The sequence below is a fragment of the Rheinheimera sp. UJ51 genome (assembly GCF_020819615.1).
Lineage (GTDB): Bacteria > Pseudomonadota > Gammaproteobacteria > Enterobacterales > Alteromonadaceae > Alishewanella > Alishewanella maricola.
In genome coordinates this window covers 327,677-343,517 of sequence record NZ_JAJHOG010000002.1, presented here as the reverse complement: position 1 = coordinate 343,517, position 15,841 = coordinate 327,677, and the positions used below count along the sequence as shown (strand labels likewise).

The window sequence follows — 15,841 nt, the reverse complement described above, 5'->3', positions numbered from 1 at the left end:
GGTGATCGGCTCCGGTAAACAACACGTTGAGGATCACACTGTTCAGATTTAACGGTATTACGGCTAACACACCTTGCTAAGCAAGTGGTAAATAGCGAAACACGTTCTGATGGGGAGTTAGCACCATCCCTCCGCCGGTATGATCCGGATCAGGTTCTAAGGGTTTGCCTTACGGCATCTCAGCGCATTCAAACCGAAGTTTGAAGGTTGCACCCCTTGGTTGCTTGCATAGTCTATGTGGTTTTAAAGAAAAAAACAACGCGCCTAAGCGATATTTGTCAACGACGTGTTTAGGTGATGTGACAGGCTTACCAGCACAGGGCATCATCGCTTTTCAGGTTTTATGCTGCTTACGCTTACTGACAATCGCGGTTTAAAATCGCGGTTTATAGCTGCTGTAACTGTCTAACCGTGTTGGCAAACGGTTTCTTAGCGCCACTGGCCATTATCATGCAAATTAGCCTGTAACTGTGCAATCAACGTATCTGACGGGATCGGTCTTGAAAATAAGTAGCCTTGGCCAATATCACACTGATGCTGTGTTAAGGTTTTGCATTGCGCCTGCGTTTCAACCCCTTCGGCGACAACTTCTAAACCTAATTTGCGCACCATGGCGATAGTCGAGGTAATAATATCGAAGTCGGCTTGATTATCTAACATGCCAAACACAAAACTTTTATCAATTTTTATGGTATCAACGGGCATCTGCCGTAAGTAACTTAACGATGAATAACCGGTGCCAAAATCGTCAATCGCTAAGCGGAAACCACGACTTTTTAAGCGCTGCATACTCTTGATCGTTTCATTGATGTTGTTGGCCAGCATACTTTCTGTCAGTTCTAATTCGAATAGCGCAGCTGACAGTTGATGTTGCTGCAATAACGCATCGAGAAACGCCGGCAATTTGGCATCGTTAAGTTGTGCCGCGGAGAGGTTAATGGCCATAGTCGTGTCCGTAAAACCTGCCGCTTGCAGTTGCACCATAATACGGAAACTTTGCTCGATCACCCAATAACCTACGGGGATCATCAGATGCGCATACTCTAATACTGCGATAAATTCGTCAGGTGATACCATGCCGCGCGCGGGGCTATGCCAACGCAATAACGCTTCTAAGCCTTGTAGTTTGCGATTAGCCAGGTTAATTTTGGGTTGTAAATGCAGCGCAAACTGCTGCTGGGCTAACGCTAGCTTTAAGTCGCTTTCTAATGCTAAACGATTTTGGAAATCATCAAACATTTGCTGACTATAAAAGTGCAAACTATTGCCGCCCTTCCCTTTGGCCTGATACATGGCTAAATCAGCTTGCCGCACTAAATCATCAGGTTTCAGCTGAGCATTACGCGTACTGCTGATACCAATACTGATATTTAATTGATACTCTTCATCGCCCAGTGACATGGGCTGACGAAACGCTGCGATTAAGCGATTGGCCAATGCCGTTAAGGCATCGATATCCGCCACTTCTGTCACCACAATAAATTCATCACCACCAAAGCGGCAGATAATATCGGTTTTATCTAGCGATGCCCGCAGCCGATTACTCGCTTCAATCAGTAACTGATCGCCTTGCTCGTGACCACGAATATCATTAACTCGTTTAAATTGGTCCATGTCTAAAAACAGTAACCCTAATAAGGCACTGCTCTCGGTTAACGCGGCGATACTTTTCTTCAGTTGATATTGCAACATATTACGATTGGCTAAACCGGTTAGCCGATCGTACATCGCCATATTTTCTAGCTCACGAGTCTGGGTATTGATGTTGTCTTGCAGTTGCTCTAATTTACGACTTAACGTTTGACCGGCATCATAGAGTTGATCGACTTCGTCGCTCATGGCACCAGCAGATTTAGGTAAAGCATCGCGAAAAGCTCGATATTTATTTTCCGCTAACATCGGTAGCGCATGACAGATCAGCAATAAGCGACTGGTTAAGCGCCGCGTCAACAAGTTGGTCAGCCAGGCAAATAACACAAAGCAAAGCGTGGCCAAGGCAATCAATTGCCATTTGAAGGCATTATTTGCCGCTTGGTAAGAGCTAATGTTCTCTAGCAATAAAATCGCAAAATGCTGCTGCTGTTGTTGCACCAAGGGAATGTGATAAATAAAGTAGGGTATCTCAGCTAAGCTGAACTGGGCGCCATTACTGTTTTGCCAGCTGGCTAACTCCACCTGATCTAATGCAGGCAAATTGCCTGTGGCAGATAAGATGGTCATGGCTGCCGCATCTAAACGCACAATCGCCACTTCACTTTGCAAGGCTTGCCCCAAAGCAATAACCACATCAGCCAGCGTTTGACTTGAAACCAGTACGGCTATATTACCGTTTTGATCGGATACCGGTAGGCTTACCACATTACTGCAATGCGTCGCACAGTAAATCCGTGATTGCGGCCGCTGCTCCTGCTGCGTTTGCGTCACCATACTGGCTAATTCAGTCGGGAAGATACTGCTGGCAAAGGCCGCTTGCGAGCTATCCTCGGTAAACACCCAAAGCGCTTCAATATTCAAATAAAGACTAAGCACGTCGTAGCGTTGCTGCAATGCTTGAGTAAACACGGTGAAACCTGATTGCTGTTGCAGGCCGGTCAGCTCGGCAAAGCTTTCAAACCAAGCTTGTTGCTGATTTTGCAGCAGCAATTGATATTGGGTAAAGTGCTGCTCAACTTGCTGCCGCTTTAACGTTTGCTGCTCGGTGAAGCTGTCACCTAAACGCTGCAAGGATAAACTGGTCACCAACACGATTAGCACCAGCATCAGCGCCAGTGTTAACAGTAAAATCTTCGTTGGTAGGCTAAAAAATCGCATTTAAAACCAGTACATCAGTTGTAACGCCCATACCTGCCAATAGCGATGTTGATTTCGCTCTAGATCAGGGACCAAACTGGGTGATAAACGACCGGTACCGTCCACCCAGTGATGTTCAGCTTGTAACCGAAAGCGACTGCCCAGCTCATAGCTGGCACCCAACATTAGGCTATGTTGATAACCAAAATAGGAGGGTATACCCAGCTGCCCTAACTGACTGCCTCGTTTATCGTCTTTGTTTAGCGCCAACATATCAACACTGATTAATGCCGTCAGTTTAGGATCAAAGCGATAGCGCCCCAGTAAATAGCCGCCAATACCAATTTGAGCGCGTTCAAAACCTGGCGCGTAAAAACCGTCTATGGTCATGCGTTCTTGAAATAACTCCGATGAAAGATCCCATTTTTCGGCTTGATAACGCCAATTTAAAATAACTCTTTGTACGGTAACGTCACCGTCAGCAAAAAAATCAAAGTTGGCCTGCTTATAAGAGAACTGTGAATCAAGAAGGGAGATACCATAACTGGCTTGGCTACCAATACCCTGCCAAAACATACTGGCTTGATGAACATATTTTTGTTCTGAACTGCCTTGTATATCTGGGCTTAACAAAGTACGGGCTTGATCAGTGGTAATCTTGGTAGAACCAATACTCCAATTATATTCCAACTCACCTTGGCCTAATTGTTTATAGCCTTTAAGCGCCAAACCATCGCTCGCCACAGCAATATCACGAAACGCATCGTAATAAACCGACTGCGGTAAAATAATACTGGGCCGTGTAAAGGGCACATCACGGGTACTGGAAAAAAGCCAATGCTGATTTTTATAGCGGCCAAGAAACACATTAAGTTGATGATCAAAATTATCTATCGCACTAAAGTCTAAAAATAAATAATCTAAGCGTGCGCCTTCTGGGTAGCGATTACCACCATTTAAGTACACTACTTGCCCCGATAATTTTAAGCGTGGATACAAATCTAACTTTGCATTGAGTCCCAGCTCGGTAAGCGCCAGCGACACATCACCCTCATTATTAATCGCATTACTCTTTGCGGCTTGGGCAATACCTTGCGCAACAAAACCATGAATTTCTAAAGGCTCTGCCTGTGCCACCGCGCCAGCGAAGCAAAGCGGCATGAACCAGTAAAATCGGTTGTTACTTTTCATTAATCGTCACCACTCTCAGATTGGATGAAAGGGTATCTGTGGGAAGATAACCGATAGCACCTGGTGTTGTTTCTAGCAATATGAGCAGTTCTGCCGCGGTATCCACTTGCATGGGAAAACTGCCAATGCCGGAATAACGTTGCCGAGACCAAATTGCATCTAATTGATAAGGAAACATTTTTAATTTATCGCGGCTAAACCGCTGATGATGTGGATGGTCAGATTGCAAGACAAAAACCTGAATAGCTTGTCCATCTGTCCAGCGAGTCTGACGCATAGTAAAGATGGCTCGTAATTGCGCAGTGCTCAGCGTTGTCTCGCTCACCGATGAATGCACAACAACTTCTACTGCTTGCACGGAGCAAGCAAGTAGCAGTAAGCAACATAGTGAACGTAAAAAAGTCATTAGATACCTGTAAACCAGCTGTCGGGAAACCGATACTCTGTTCAGTCGGTGTTACATTACCGACACATATGCAGATAAAATATTGAAATTAAAGCGTTTGCGCAATAGTACATTTGGGTTGTTACAACGCAAAAAAATATTTATAAGCCCAGATACCAGGTGGCGATCGAGAAATAAACCACCACCCCCGTGACATCCGCAATAGAAGTAATCAGCGGTCCACTGGCTGTCGCCGGATCTAAATTAAAGCGGCTTAACAAAAACGGGAGTGACAAACCAATCAAGCTACCGGCCATCACCACCAGCATCATGGTACAAGAGACGACTATCGCGATATCGGCACCCCCACGCCAAAGCCCTAAACCCAGAACAGCGGCAGACATGGTGAGACCCAGCAGCCCGGCAACCAAACATTCTTTACCGAGTAAATAGCCCCAATCGCGCAATTTGATTTCACCCGTGGCTAGCGCTCGCACCATCAATGTACCGGCTTGCGCGCCAGCATTACCGCTGCTGGCAATCAATAACGGCAAGAAAAACAACAAGGCGATATAACGGGCGATCGTTTCTTCAAAATAAGCGATACCGGCACCAGAAAAAATATTGCCAAACACCAATACCACCAACCAGAATACCCGTTTTCTGTACAGTAAACCGATACCCGCATTTTTCACGTTTCCGTCTAATTTGCCGATGGTAGCTGTTTTGTGAAAGTCTTCCGTCGCCTCTTCTGCGGCAACGTCCATCGCATCATCGTAAGTCACAATACCGACCATCTGATGCTCGCTATTGACGATAGGCAGTGCTAATAAATCGTACTTAGCAATCAAACTGGCTATCTCTTCTTGCGGCAGTTCAACACTGGCAAAAATCGGATCCGTATTCATCAAATCATCAACCCGCATACTCACGGGTGCCAAAATTAAATCGCGTAAACTCACCACGCCAATAAGCTTTCTGGCTTCATCAACCACATAAGAAGAGTAAATGGTTTCTTTATCGGGTGCTTCTAATCGCAGCACTTCAATGGCTTCACGTACCGTCAGTTCAGGTGGCAACAAAGCATAATCTGAGGTCATAATGGCGCCAGCAGAACCCTCTTCATGCGCAGATAAACGTAACAAATCTTCACGTTCGGCTTGGGCTAAGGCCGGTAATAAGGTATCGCGTTGCTCGTCAGATAATTGATTAAATAAATCGGCACGTTCGTCCGAAGACATTTGCCTGATAATCGGTGAGAGTTTGCGCCGACTCACGCTGATAGCTAAACTAACCTGCACTTCAGCAGGCAAATAACCAAACACCTCAGCTTGTTCTGCACGGGGCAATACTGTTAATAAACTCCACAATTCTGTGGCAGAAAATTCAGTTAGGGCTGCAGCATAATCAGCTGGATGCACATCTTCGAGTTGTTCACGTAACAAAGGCAGCGTATCGTGTTGCAACGCATTACGCAGAGTTTTGATAAGAACAGGTAAATCCATAACAGCCTCTTATCAGCAGCACGTTTTTTTTCAGAGACTGCTTGGCAGTATGCTGAATCATGCAGGGTAAATGGAGTGTCGATACTAAGCAATTTAAGCTAAGTGCCAATGAAATGGCCAAATGCCACACGAATGATTAAGACATTGCCAATAAAACAATAAATAATGCTATTTTATGAGTTAAGTTAGCTTAACTCAACCTGAGCGTTGAAAGTTTTACAGTAGCAACGTTTTTTAAACCGAGCCACTGAAAAGGAAGATATTGATGAGTCACTCTGCAGCAAGCGCTACTACGCCCCAATGGTGGCAACCACAAACGATGGCGTTAGATGAATGCTGGCATTTTACCATCGGCCCCGTGACCTTATATTTCAAACGCTGTTTGCAAGAATGGTTATTTGGTTTTGAGCGCAGTACGCAGCCAGAACAAGCTTATCGCGTGCTTAGCCAATCTGCGGCCTGCTTACCCGAAGCCCTTAACACGCAGCGTTTTATGTTTCGCCATAGCCCCGGTCAATTTAAATTAACGCCGCATTTGCTCGAGCGCGCCGTGGTGATCAAAACGCATCAGCCGGTGAGCATTCCCGCAGGCGAACAAAGCGTATTCTATATTAGCTCACCGGTTAGTATCGAAATTAGCCTGCAAGAGCCTAACGTAGTGCTCATGGAATTACCGTTACAACGTTTATCCGATACGTGGTTTGGTGACTCTACCCAGCAAGGCGAGTTATGTTTTGCTGACAAAACACATGCCAGGCATAGCCTCGATGATATTCCCACACGGCCGCACCGTGCCGTGACCGCAGTGACAATCGAAAACCGCTCTGATCGTATGCTGACCATTGACAAGTTAAGCATCCCGCTGCCATTTCTCGCCTTGTATGGCCATCGTGATGGCAGCTTGTGGACCGATCCGCTGTTGTTACAGCACGAGAGTGTCGGGCAACTTACTCGCTTTAAAATTGGCAAAACCTTGCCGCTGGGTTTAACCAGTGCAGACTTGCTCGCCCCACCACGGCAGCATCCCGATAAAAACAGCCTAGTGCGCGCCTTTACCGGCATTTTCAGTCAATAAGGAGTCACGCATGATGGAAACGTTAATACAATTTTTTCAATCAGAAACCGTGTTGAATGGCCTACAGGCTTTATTGCTTATCGTGGTAGGTTTGTTGTTAGCTCGCTACGCCTCGCAAGCGGCAGAAAAGCTCATTAGCCATAATTTCTCTCGACATCATGCTGCGCTGTTTCGTCGCGTACTTTATTGGTTAGTGCTCGCCTTGTTTGCCGCCTCAGCACTGCATCAACTAGGGTTTTCCTTAGGCGTATTATTGGGCGCGGCCGGCGTATTATCCGTTGCCATTGGCTTTGCCTCACAAACTTCCGCCTCTAATTTAATTAGCGGTTTGTTTTTAATCGGCGAACAACCCTTTCAAATTGGCGACACCATTAAAGTAGGTGCCACTGTGGGTGAAGTGCTGTCTATCGATTTACTTTCCGTCAAATTACGCACCTTCGATAACCTGTTTGTACGGATCCCCAATGAAAGCTTGATTAAATCTGAAGTGATTAATATGACACGCTTTCCTATTCGGCGCTTCGACTTACAACTGGGTGTGGCTTATAAAGAAAACATGGCGCAAGTTCGAAAAATACTGTTTGAGGTCGCCGACAAAAACCCGCTAAGTTTAGATGAACCTGCCCCCACGTTTTTGTTTGTGGGTTTTGGTGATTCGGCACTGAATATTCAGTTTTCGGTTTGGAGTACGACACCTAATTTTCGAGAGCTACGTAATAGCCTGCAAGAAGAAATTAAGCTGGCTTTCGATGCCAATGGTATTGAAATTCCGTTTCCACATCGAACGCTTTACACGGGAAGTGAAACCGCACCTTTTCCGGTGCGGATCGTTCCCGAGCAAACAACAACCTCGCCCAATAATCCTGACGGTCACCTTAAAAACTAACGAACTTCAGCAATGCGTGTTGGCATTTCTGGCAAAAACACGCATAGTTAAGTAGAGTTTTTTCATTCCATTAGGCTACAAGGAGTCAACGCATGTGGCGTAGTTTATGCCTGTTGTCATTGCCGTTTTACAGCTTTACCTTGCTAGCCAATTGCAGCGATGAGTTTGATCTAGAACACCTTGCTGCACAAAAGCCGCAGATTAGCGCTATTCATTTCGAACAAAACAACGTGTTTGATTTGACCGAGCCTGGGGTGTTTTGGCTTCATCGCTTTGCAAATGCCAGCCATCGTATCAGCCTTGAAGGTACAATTCGTGATGATCTGTTGTTTAATGATCACGCACCGTTAAACCTAGCCGATTTGGCGGAGACCGAACGTCTGTTAAGAAGCCGGCGCTACATCCGCGACGCTCGCGTTTCGGTCAGCCGCTATTGTCCCTCAGACAACACCGTTGAAGTCATGGTAAGAACTTGGGACAACTGGTCCTTGTTACCCAAAATTGATTTTTCTAGTGAAGGGGGTGAAACCGAGTACTCACTGGGCATTGCTGAAGATAACCTGCTCGGTTATGGCAATCAAATTCACTTAGATTACAGTAAAGACAGTGAACGTAGTGGCTACTTAGTTAGCTTTGGCAGTCCCAACATTTTTGGTACGCACTGGAACACCTTTTTAAGTTACGCCAATAATTCTGATGGCGAAAATTATCGTTTTAATGTGCAGCGGCCTTTTTATCGCTTAGATTCACAATGGTCTCTTAACTTCGATCTGCTTAAAAATAAAGAACTCGTTACCGATTACCAATTAGATGAGCGGGTTAATGAGTACAATCGCACTCGGCAACAATTCGAAAGCGCTGTTGGTTTCAAACTGGTTGAACGCGGTCGCAGCATTCAGCGCTTTATTGTTGGTATGACCTTAGAAGACGTCGCCTTTAATGATACCGAGGGTACGGTGTTAGCGTTACCTGACGAGCGTAATCTTTCAGCGTTATGGCTGGAGTATCAAATTTTAGAAGATGACTTTTATAAGCTTTACAATATCAATCAATTTAACCGCGTTGAAGATATTAATGCTGGTTGGCAATTACAACTGCGCCTTGGCTATTTACAATCATGGTTAGGCGCCGACAATTCTGGCTTGCAGCTCACTGCGCATGCAGAAAAAGCGTGGCAACTGCAAGAGCATACTTGGTTATTTGGTCAGTTGAATTATCGCCGCTTAAATTGGCAAGATCAGACACAACAACTGCTGCATTTCTCTTGGCAATTAAACCATCAACTGAACGAATACAATAGCGTCGTCGCCAGTATCTCTGCAGAACGTGGCAGCAATTTATTTGCCGATGAACGCCTATATCTAGGCGGTGATACCGGATTGCGCGCTTTCCCACTGTATTATCAAAGCGGCGATAAACGGGTGATCGCCACAGCAGAATATCGGCGTTACACCGATTGGAATCTATGGCGGATCTTTGATGTCGGTTTTGCTGCCTTTACCGATATAGGCCGCAGCTGGGGCGATTCCGAACAATTTAAAGACTTAATGGCCCAACCCGATATCGATGACAAAGTGCTATTCGGCGTCGGTGTCGGTGTTCGCTTACTCTCTAGCCATTCTAGCCGTGGCACTATGGTGCATTTAGATCTGACCCGCCCATTTAGTGATAACCCAGATATTAACAACTGGCAGTGGCGTGCTACCGCAAAACGGCGTTTTTAAGATCGCATATACCTTTATGCAAACTTATTCAGTCGCTTTACACTTTACGGCCATCATTGCCATCGGCTTGTCGCCATGCAAAGTGCTTTTGACTGTTTAGCTGTGTAACTTGTCGCTGAACGCTTTTTAGACTAGTTTTGAGGGTGCCCCCGCTAGCCGTTAATGACTGGTAAGCAACACGATAAAAACCTTAGCAAGCATCCCGCCTTGGTGGGAGTCGTTTCGGGAATCGCTGTATGCTGAGCTGGGTGATCCGGCCGTAGATGGTGAAAGACTGCGGCGCATCTCACCGGTTTTTCATGGTAATAAAGTCAAAAAACCGGTATTAGTAGTGCAAGGCGCAAATGATCCGCGGGTATTGCAAATTAAAAGCGATGAAATGGTCACCGCAATTCGCGAAAATGGGGTGCCAGTAGAGTATGTGCTGTTTCCTGATGAAGGGCATGGTTTTTTGAAAAAAGCTAACCGGATCACCGCACAAAACGCGTATTTGAATTTTTTAAGGCAGTATTGATAACTCGTGAATGTAACTTCTAACAAGGCAAGTTTACCACGCAATCTAGGGCTTTTCGGCCTTTGGTTGTTGGTGATTAATGGTTTTATTGGCGCCGGTATTTTTGGCTTACCGGGTGGCGCGGCGAAGTTAGCGGGCGAATATAGCCCCTATATTTATCTGCTCTGTGCCTTACTCATTTTACCCATCTTATTATCCATGGCAGAACTGTCGAGTTATTTTCGCGGCAGCGGCGGCCCGGTGCGCTATGGCACGGCCGCCTTTGGGCCTTTTATCGGTTTTCAGGCCGGTTGGTTATATTATATTGCGCGCTTGGTTTCTTTTGCCGCCAATACCGTGTTGCTAGTCGACAGCATCAGTTATTTTTGGCCCGCGGCCAGCAATACCCTGCAACGTACCTTGCTCCTTAGTGCCATTGTTGGCAGCTTAACACTGATTAATGTGCTCGGCTCGGTGCGCGCCATGCGCTCCTTGGCGTTGCTAACAGTACTCAAATTTGCCGTATTATTACTGCTGGTGGTTACCGGGATAAGTTACTTTGGTGCACAACTGCTACCCGAAGCGGATGCCACGACGTTGTTTAATAATCACTACGATATTGGCGCTGCCGTGTTGTTATTAATTTATGCTTTTGTGGGCTTTGAATCGGTGGTGGTACCCGCTGGAGAGGCCAAAAACCCCGCCAAAGATATGCCCCGCGCCTTATTGTTGGGCTTAGGCCTCGTGACGCTGTTATATATTGCGATTCAGTTAGTGAGCGTAGCCGCCGTACCGAACATTGCTGATTCTAGCAACCCGTTACTGGATGTCGCCGCGACTTTATTCGGGCCCGTCGGTGCCATGATGTTAATGCTAGGCGTGGTCGCCTCCGTCGCCGCGAACTTATTGGGCTCTATTTTTTCTACACCGCGCGCCAGCTTCGCCTTAGCCGAAGACGGCAGCTTGCCAAACTGGTTTGCAAAAGTACAGCCGCGCTTTTTAACGCCAGCGAATTCGATTGTCTTTTTTGGGATCTTAGCGCTGATATTAACGCTTTATGGGTCATTTTTATGGCTGGCCGCTGCAACAGTGGTTTCACGCTTGTTGCTTTATGGCCTAACCTGCGCCGCCGTGCCAGTATTACGGCCCAAACTGGCCGCCAGCGACAGCTTTATTTTACCCTTTGGTTACGCCATACCACTACTGGGTATCGCGGCCTGCGTTTGGCTGGCGTTTCAGGTTAGCCTGTCATCGGTATTAGCCACCAGCGCTTTTGTGTTATTAGGCACGGCCTTGTACTTTTTGGCACGTTGGCAGGCAAAATAATGACTAATGGCTTTAGTTTAAGGCTTTAGAGCAAACTTCAGATAATTCGGTATTCAGATAGGGTCGTTTAACGTTGACAGTGCTGACAAAACACCGTGCTACGCTGACCTAAACGGATTTCTTGTAGCGGCTCACCACAGCTTAAGCAGGGCTTGCTGCCACGCCCATACACTAACAACGCCTGCTTAAAATACCCTGGCTTGCCGTCTACTTGGCTAAAATCACGCAAGGTGGTACCGCCTTGCACTATGGCGGCCGCCAGCGTTTCTTTTACTACGGTTGTTAATAACTGCAATTTCTCTGCACTGACTTGATTGGCTGGCGCTTGCGGTGCAATGCCTGCTTTAAACAGCGCTTCGTTGGCATAGATATTCCCTACGCCTACCACCACCTTGTTATCCATCAGCACCAATTTAATGGCGGCAGAACGTTTAGCACAGTGGCTGATCAGGGTTTGCGCGGTAAAGTCTGCCGTCAACGGCTCAGGCCCTAACGCCCCGAGTAAAGGATGGATGCTACCATGGGCTTGCCACAGTACCGCACCAAAACGACGCGTGTCGTTTAAGCGCAAACATTGGCCACTGCCCAGCACAAAATCGATGTGATCATGTTTCGCTGGCGCGACGCTGTTCGATACCACTTTTAAATGGCCAGACATGCCTAAATGCAAGATCACACTACCGCTTGGCAGTTCCAGCAATAAATATTTAGCACGCCGACTGACCGATAAGATCGGCTGCTGCTGGATCTCAACTACTTCATCTGGGATCCACCAGCGTAATTGCCGTTGTCGAGCAACGACCTTGGTAATCACTTGCTGCTGTAAATGCGGGCTAATACCCAGCCGGGATACTTCTACTTCTGGTAATTCAGGCACAGCCTACTCCAAGGTAAATAACAAACGCGCTTGGGCGGGCGCTAACAAATACAACTGGGTACGCCCCACTTGCTGTACTAAGTAACCGCTAGGTTGCTGATACAATAACCAGATCTGAGGCTCAAACTGCCCCACTAATTGCACACTGGCTTGAGCAATCGGTACCCAATTAGCACCTGCCGATGCATTACTTGCTACGAGTTGCGTAGTTTGCCAAGCCGCAGCCATCTCAATAGCAGACACCGTGTTAGATTGATGAGGTTGCCATTGCCATTGCCCTGCCGCTTGTACTAAACGTTTTGAGCCAATAGAAACACTCAGCAGCTGGCTAGAGTCAGGGAGCAAACTTACACGTTCAGCGCGGCCAAAATAGGTATTGCCTGACCAGTCATACAAGCTAAACATCAGCAGCAGTACAACAAAAATCAGTACATTGTTCCAATTACGACGAGACAATTTCAACATGATGATGTGTTTTAAAGAAAAGACAGCAGAATAGTAACGCAGGGGCAGTATAAAAAGCAAAAACCCGGCGAAAGCCGGGTTCTTGTAAATTCGATTATTTGATTTTCGCTTCTTTGAAAATCACGTGCTTGCGCACTTTAGGATCGAATTTTTTGATTTCCATTTTTTCTGGCATGGTACGCTTGTTCTTCGTAGTAGTGTAGAAGAAACCAGTACCTGCAGAAGAAACTAAACGGATTTTATCGCGCATTTGTTAATTCCTTATACCTTGTGACCGTTGGCACGAACGTCAACTAGGACGGCATCGATACCTTTCTTGTCAATAATACGCATACCACGAGTGGTTGTACGTAAAGTAACAAAACGGTTTTCACTTTCAACCCAGAAACGGTGAGTTTGCAGGTTAGGCAGGAAACGGCGCTTTGTCGCGTTGTTGGCGTGCGAACGACGGTTACCAACCATCGGACCTTTGCCAGTTACTTGGCATACTCTAGACATGTCAATATTTCTCCAAAATTACGTCAGCTCGAGCTATCTTTCACCCTTCTGGCCTTGAAGGTTGCCCCGAAAATGGATGAGGGCGCACTTTATACACGAAAGCGCAATCAAACTCAAGACAATTTAGCCATGAGCTAGAACGCCTTGTTGTGCCAAGTCCTCATTTACAACCAGCCACGCTCAGCAAAAGAGACGACTTCTGCATCGCCCACCACAAAGTGATCCAAGACTCTGATATCAACCAAAGCCATGGCTTGTGTTAGGCGCTCCGTTATTGCTCTATCGGCGCGGCTTGGCTCGGCCACCCCAGAAGGATGATTATGAGCCAGAATAACGGCCGCGGCATTATGCCGTAAAGCGTGTTGAACCACAATACGCGGATAGACTGGGCTGGCATCAATTGTGCCTTGAAATAAGGGTTCAGCACAAATCATACGATGTTGATTATCAAGATAAAGCACCATAAATATCTCGCGTTGCTCTTGTGACAACAAAGAACTCAAATATTTTCGTACTAATGCCGGCTCAGTAAAAACCGTTTCGCGCTGCAATTGCTGCTGTAAAAAACGTCGACTCAGCTCTAATACCGCTTGTAATTGCACGTATTTTGCTTCGCCTAGGCCTCTTGCTTGGCAGAACTCGGTTTTACTGGCGCCGAGCAACGCTCGTAAACTGCCAAATTGCTGCAACAACTGCCGAGCTAAACCCACGGCATCAGTGCCTGCAATACCGGTACGCAAAAAGATCGCGAGTAATTCCGCATCCGATAAGGCCTGCGTACCCAGTTGCAACATTTTTTCACGCGGCCGCTCAGAAAGCGGCCAATCAGTAATCGCCATAACTCGCTCCTTTTCTCGCTGCTGAACGGATGCTGAATTTCGGTTTCCATGCTATCTTATGCCAATCTAATTCTGGCTAGGGTGCTTCTGCTATGCAGCAAAGCCTTGCTTCTAAACGTATTTTACTTGGTATCAGCGGCGGTATTGCCGCTTACAAAAGTGCTGACTTAGTGCGGCGTTTAACGGAACGCGGCGCCGATGTGCGGGTGATCTTAACCGATGCTGCCCAGCATTTTATTACGCCCTTAACGCTACAAGCCCTCTCCGGAAACCCGGTAAGCCATAGCCTCCTCGACCCGTCAGCGGAAGCGGCGATGGGCCATATTGAGCTGGCAAAATGGGCTGATTTAATTATCGTAGCCCCAGCCAGTGCCGATGTGATTGCCCGCTTAGCGCATGGCTTAGCAAATGACTTATTAACCACTTGCGTGTTAGCAAGTGACGCTATCGTGGCTGTGGCACCGGCGATGAATCAGCAAATGTATAAAAATATAGCTACACAAAAAAATATAGCAACATTAAAAGAACATAAATTTCACATTTTTGGGCCGGGTTCGGGTGTGCAGGCCTGTGGTGATGTGGGTGCGGGCCGCATGTTAGAACCGCTAGACATTGTCAGTTTAGTTGAGCCGCTCCTCAATCCTAAGCAGGTTTTAACCGGCTTAACTTTCACCATTACCGCAGGGCCTACGCGCGAAGCAATTGATCCGGTGCGTTATATCAGTAATCACAGCTCTGGCAAAATGGGCTATGCCCTTGCTGAAGCGGCGGTAAAAGCAGGCGCTAAGGTCACCTTAATCAGTGGTCCTGTGCAATTGCCTGCGCCCGCCGGCGTGCAAATGATTCAGGTTGAAAGTGCTGAGCAAATGCATCAAGCCGCACTCACTGCCGCCGCGCAATCTGCCATTTTTATTGGCTGTGCGGCGGTGGCAGATTATAGGATGAGCGAGATCGCCAGCGATAAGCTAAAAAAAGGCAGTGAGCGTGAGCTGCATCTCACTTTAGTGAAAAACCCCGATATTATTGCTACCGTTGCCAGCATGAGCAAAAACCGACCCTTTACTGTCGGTTTTGCCGCCGAAACACGCAATGTGCTCGATTATGCTCGGCAAAAATTACTGAATAAAAAACTGGATATGATCTGCGCCAACGATGTTTCTAAACCTAATAGCGGCTTTAACAGCAATCAAAACGCCATTACGCTGATTTGGCCCTTAGGCGAATTAGATTTACCTGTACAACCCAAACAACAATTAGCAGAGCAGTTAATCGCCCTGATCAGTCAACATTATCTCGCATTAGAAAAGAAGCCATGATGAAAAAAGCTATTGACTTAAAAATCCTCGACCCGCGTATTGGCAACGAGTTTCCTTTACCCACTTATGCTACTCCAGGCTCTGCCGGTTTAGATCTGCGGGCTTGTGTCGAGCAAACGTTAACACTGGCCCCAGGTGAAACCGCACTGATCCCTACGGGTATTGCCATTCATATTGGCGATGCACAATTATGTGCAACCATTTTACCGCGCTCGGGTTTAGGCCATAAACACGGTATCGTTCTTGGTAACTTAGTCGGGCTGATTGATTCTGATTACCAAGGCCCGTTAATGGTCTCGATGTGGAACCGTGGTCAACAAAGCTTTAGCATTGAACCCGGCGATCGTATTGCGCAGTTGGTGTTTATGCCGGTAGTGCAAACAGAATTTAACGTGGTTGAGTTATTTGATAGCTCAGAACGAGGTGAAGGCGGCTTTGGCCACTCGGGTAAACATTAAGGATCGTCCAGCT

16 protein-coding genes and 1 riboswitch are annotated in these 15,841 nt (G+C 46.8%); of the genes, 7 read left to right on the top strand and 9 right to left on the bottom strand.

Annotation, left to right across the window (positions count from 1 at the left end):
* Positions 1–109: 109 nt before the first annotated feature.
* Positions 110–227: riboswitch (TPP riboswitch) on the bottom strand.
* Between the two features lie 202 nt (positions 228–429).
* The 4 genes from LMJ53_RS03590 to mgtE all read right to left on the bottom strand — a co-directional run bounded on the left by LMJ53_RS03590 (position 430) and on the right by mgtE (position 5,871).
* Positions 430–2,811 (bottom strand): putative bifunctional diguanylate cyclase/phosphodiesterase, encoded by a 2,382-nt coding sequence (locus LMJ53_RS03590; RefSeq protein WP_229584839.1) that lies wholly within the window; start codon positions 2,809–2,811, stop codon positions 430–432.
* Positions 2,812–3,981, bottom strand: coding sequence for a hypothetical protein (locus LMJ53_RS03585; RefSeq protein WP_229584838.1), 1,170 nt, complete (start codon positions 3,979–3,981; stop codon positions 2,812–2,814).
* Positions 3,971–4,387, bottom strand: coding sequence for a hypothetical protein (locus tag LMJ53_RS03580; RefSeq protein WP_229584837.1), 417 nt, complete (start codon positions 4,385–4,387; stop codon positions 3,971–3,973). The genes LMJ53_RS03585 and LMJ53_RS03580 overlap by 11 nt, the downstream gene beginning before the upstream one ends.
* Positions 4,388–4,527: 140 nt before the next feature.
* Positions 4,528–5,871 (bottom strand): magnesium transporter, encoded by a 1,344-nt coding sequence (gene mgtE / locus LMJ53_RS03575; protein ID WP_226749340.1) that lies wholly within the window; start codon positions 5,869–5,871, stop codon positions 4,528–4,530.
* A 265-nt stretch (positions 5,872–6,136) separates the two neighbouring features.
* Here mgtE and LMJ53_RS03570 point away from each other — a divergent pair, with 265 nt between their 5' ends.
* The 5 genes from LMJ53_RS03570 to LMJ53_RS03550 all read left to right on the top strand — a co-directional run bounded on the left by LMJ53_RS03570 (position 6,137) and on the right by LMJ53_RS03550 (position 11,375).
* Positions 6,137–6,946 (top strand): DUF432 domain-containing protein, encoded by an 810-nt coding sequence (locus LMJ53_RS03570; protein WP_229584836.1) that lies wholly within the window; start codon positions 6,137–6,139, stop codon positions 6,944–6,946.
* Positions 6,947–6,956: 10 nt separating this feature from the next.
* Complete coding sequence (locus LMJ53_RS03565) at positions 6,957–7,832, top strand: mechanosensitive ion channel family protein (RefSeq protein WP_229584835.1); 876 nt, start codon at positions 6,957–6,959, stop codon at positions 7,830–7,832.
* Positions 7,833–7,924: 92 nt separating this feature from the next.
* A complete protein-coding gene (locus LMJ53_RS03560) occupies positions 7,925–9,556 on the top strand; it encodes a BamA/TamA family outer membrane protein (RefSeq protein ID WP_229584834.1) in 1,632 nt (543 codons plus the stop codon).
* Between the two features lie 166 nt (positions 9,557–9,722).
* Positions 9,723–10,070, top strand: coding sequence for an alpha/beta hydrolase family protein (locus LMJ53_RS03555; protein WP_324295585.1), 348 nt, complete (start codon positions 9,723–9,725; stop codon positions 10,068–10,070).
* Between the two features lie 6 nt (positions 10,071–10,076).
* Entirely contained in the window at positions 10,077–11,375 is a 1,299-nt protein-coding gene (locus LMJ53_RS03550; protein ID WP_229584833.1) for an APC family permease, read from the top strand.
* Between the two features lie 67 nt (positions 11,376–11,442).
* Here LMJ53_RS03550 and mutM read toward each other — a convergent pair whose 3' ends face one another.
* The 5 genes from mutM to radC form a co-directional block, all read right to left on the bottom strand.
* Positions 11,443–12,252: a bifunctional DNA-formamidopyrimidine glycosylase/DNA-(apurinic or apyrimidinic site) lyase gene (mutM, locus tag LMJ53_RS03545; RefSeq protein WP_229584832.1), complete on the bottom strand. Its 810-nt coding sequence runs from the start codon at positions 12,250–12,252 to the stop codon at positions 11,443–11,445.
* Positions 12,253–12,255: 3 nt separating this feature from the next.
* On the bottom strand, positions 12,256–12,717 hold the full coding sequence (locus LMJ53_RS03540) for a hypothetical protein (RefSeq protein WP_229584831.1): 462 nt from the start codon (positions 12,715–12,717) through the stop codon (positions 12,256–12,258).
* Positions 12,718–12,811: 94 nt separating this feature from the next.
* Positions 12,812–12,967, bottom strand: a complete 156-nt coding sequence (gene rpmG, locus LMJ53_RS03535; protein ID WP_008219722.1) for a 50S ribosomal protein L33 — start codon at positions 12,965–12,967, stop codon at positions 12,812–12,814.
* Between the two features lie 11 nt (positions 12,968–12,978).
* Positions 12,979–13,215 (bottom strand): 50S ribosomal protein L28, encoded by a 237-nt coding sequence (gene rpmB / locus LMJ53_RS03530; protein WP_026349251.1) that lies wholly within the window; start codon positions 13,213–13,215, stop codon positions 12,979–12,981.
* A gap of 164 nt (positions 13,216–13,379) precedes the next feature.
* Entirely contained in the window at positions 13,380–14,054 is a 675-nt protein-coding gene (radC, locus tag LMJ53_RS03525; protein ID WP_229584830.1) for a RadC family protein, read from the bottom strand.
* A gap of 92 nt (positions 14,055–14,146) precedes the next feature.
* On the opposite strand from radC, the gene coaBC reads away from it, so the two are divergent.
* Both coaBC and dut read left to right on the top strand, forming a co-directional pair.
* The gene (gene coaBC / locus LMJ53_RS03520; protein WP_229584829.1) at positions 14,147–15,370 is read left to right on the top strand and encodes a bifunctional phosphopantothenoylcysteine decarboxylase/phosphopantothenate--cysteine ligase CoaBC; all 1,224 of its coding nucleotides are present in this window, start codon (positions 14,147–14,149) and stop codon (positions 15,368–15,370) included.
* The gene (gene dut, locus LMJ53_RS03515) at positions 15,370–15,828 is read left to right on the top strand and encodes a dUTP diphosphatase (RefSeq protein ID WP_324295584.1); all 459 of its coding nucleotides are present in this window, start codon (positions 15,370–15,372) and stop codon (positions 15,826–15,828) included. Before coaBC ends, dut begins: the two co-directional genes overlap by 1 nt.
* Positions 15,829–15,841 lie beyond the last annotated feature (13 nt).

Coding starts and splice junctions, on each gene's coding strand:
- dut (WP_324295584.1), top strand. CDS start 15,370: ATGAAAAAAGCTATTGACTTAAAAATCCTCGACCCGCGTATTGGCAAC.
- LMJ53_RS03565 (WP_229584835.1), top strand. CDS start 6,957: ATGATGGAAACGTTAATACAATTTTTTCAATCAGAAACCGTGTTGAAT.
- LMJ53_RS03540 (WP_229584831.1), bottom strand. CDS start 12,717: ATGTTGAAATTGTCTCGTCGTAATTGGAACAATGTACTGATTTTTGTT.
- LMJ53_RS03580 (WP_229584837.1), bottom strand. CDS start 4,387: ATGACTTTTTTACGTTCACTATGTTGCTTACTGCTACTTGCTTGCTCC.
- LMJ53_RS03570 (WP_229584836.1), top strand. CDS start 6,137: ATGAGTCACTCTGCAGCAAGCGCTACTACGCCCCAATGGTGGCAACCA.
- radC (WP_229584830.1), bottom strand. CDS start 14,054: ATGGCGATTACTGATTGGCCGCTTTCTGAGCGGCCGCGTGAAAAAATG.
- coaBC (WP_229584829.1), top strand. CDS start 14,147: ATGCAGCAAAGCCTTGCTTCTAAACGTATTTTACTTGGTATCAGCGGC.
- rpmG (WP_008219722.1), bottom strand. CDS start 12,967: ATGCGCGATAAAATCCGTTTAGTTTCTTCTGCAGGTACTGGTTTCTTC.
- LMJ53_RS03590 (WP_229584839.1), bottom strand. CDS start 2,811: ATGCGATTTTTTAGCCTACCAACGAAGATTTTACTGTTAACACTGGCG.
- LMJ53_RS03585 (WP_229584838.1), bottom strand. CDS start 3,981: ATGAAAAGTAACAACCGATTTTACTGGTTCATGCCGCTTTGCTTCGCT.
- rpmB (WP_026349251.1), bottom strand. CDS start 13,215: ATGTCTAGAGTATGCCAAGTAACTGGCAAAGGTCCGATGGTTGGTAAC.
- mgtE (WP_226749340.1), bottom strand. CDS start 5,871: ATGGATTTACCTGTTCTTATCAAAACTCTGCGTAATGCGTTGCAACAC.
- LMJ53_RS03560 (WP_229584834.1), top strand. CDS start 7,925: ATGTGGCGTAGTTTATGCCTGTTGTCATTGCCGTTTTACAGCTTTACC.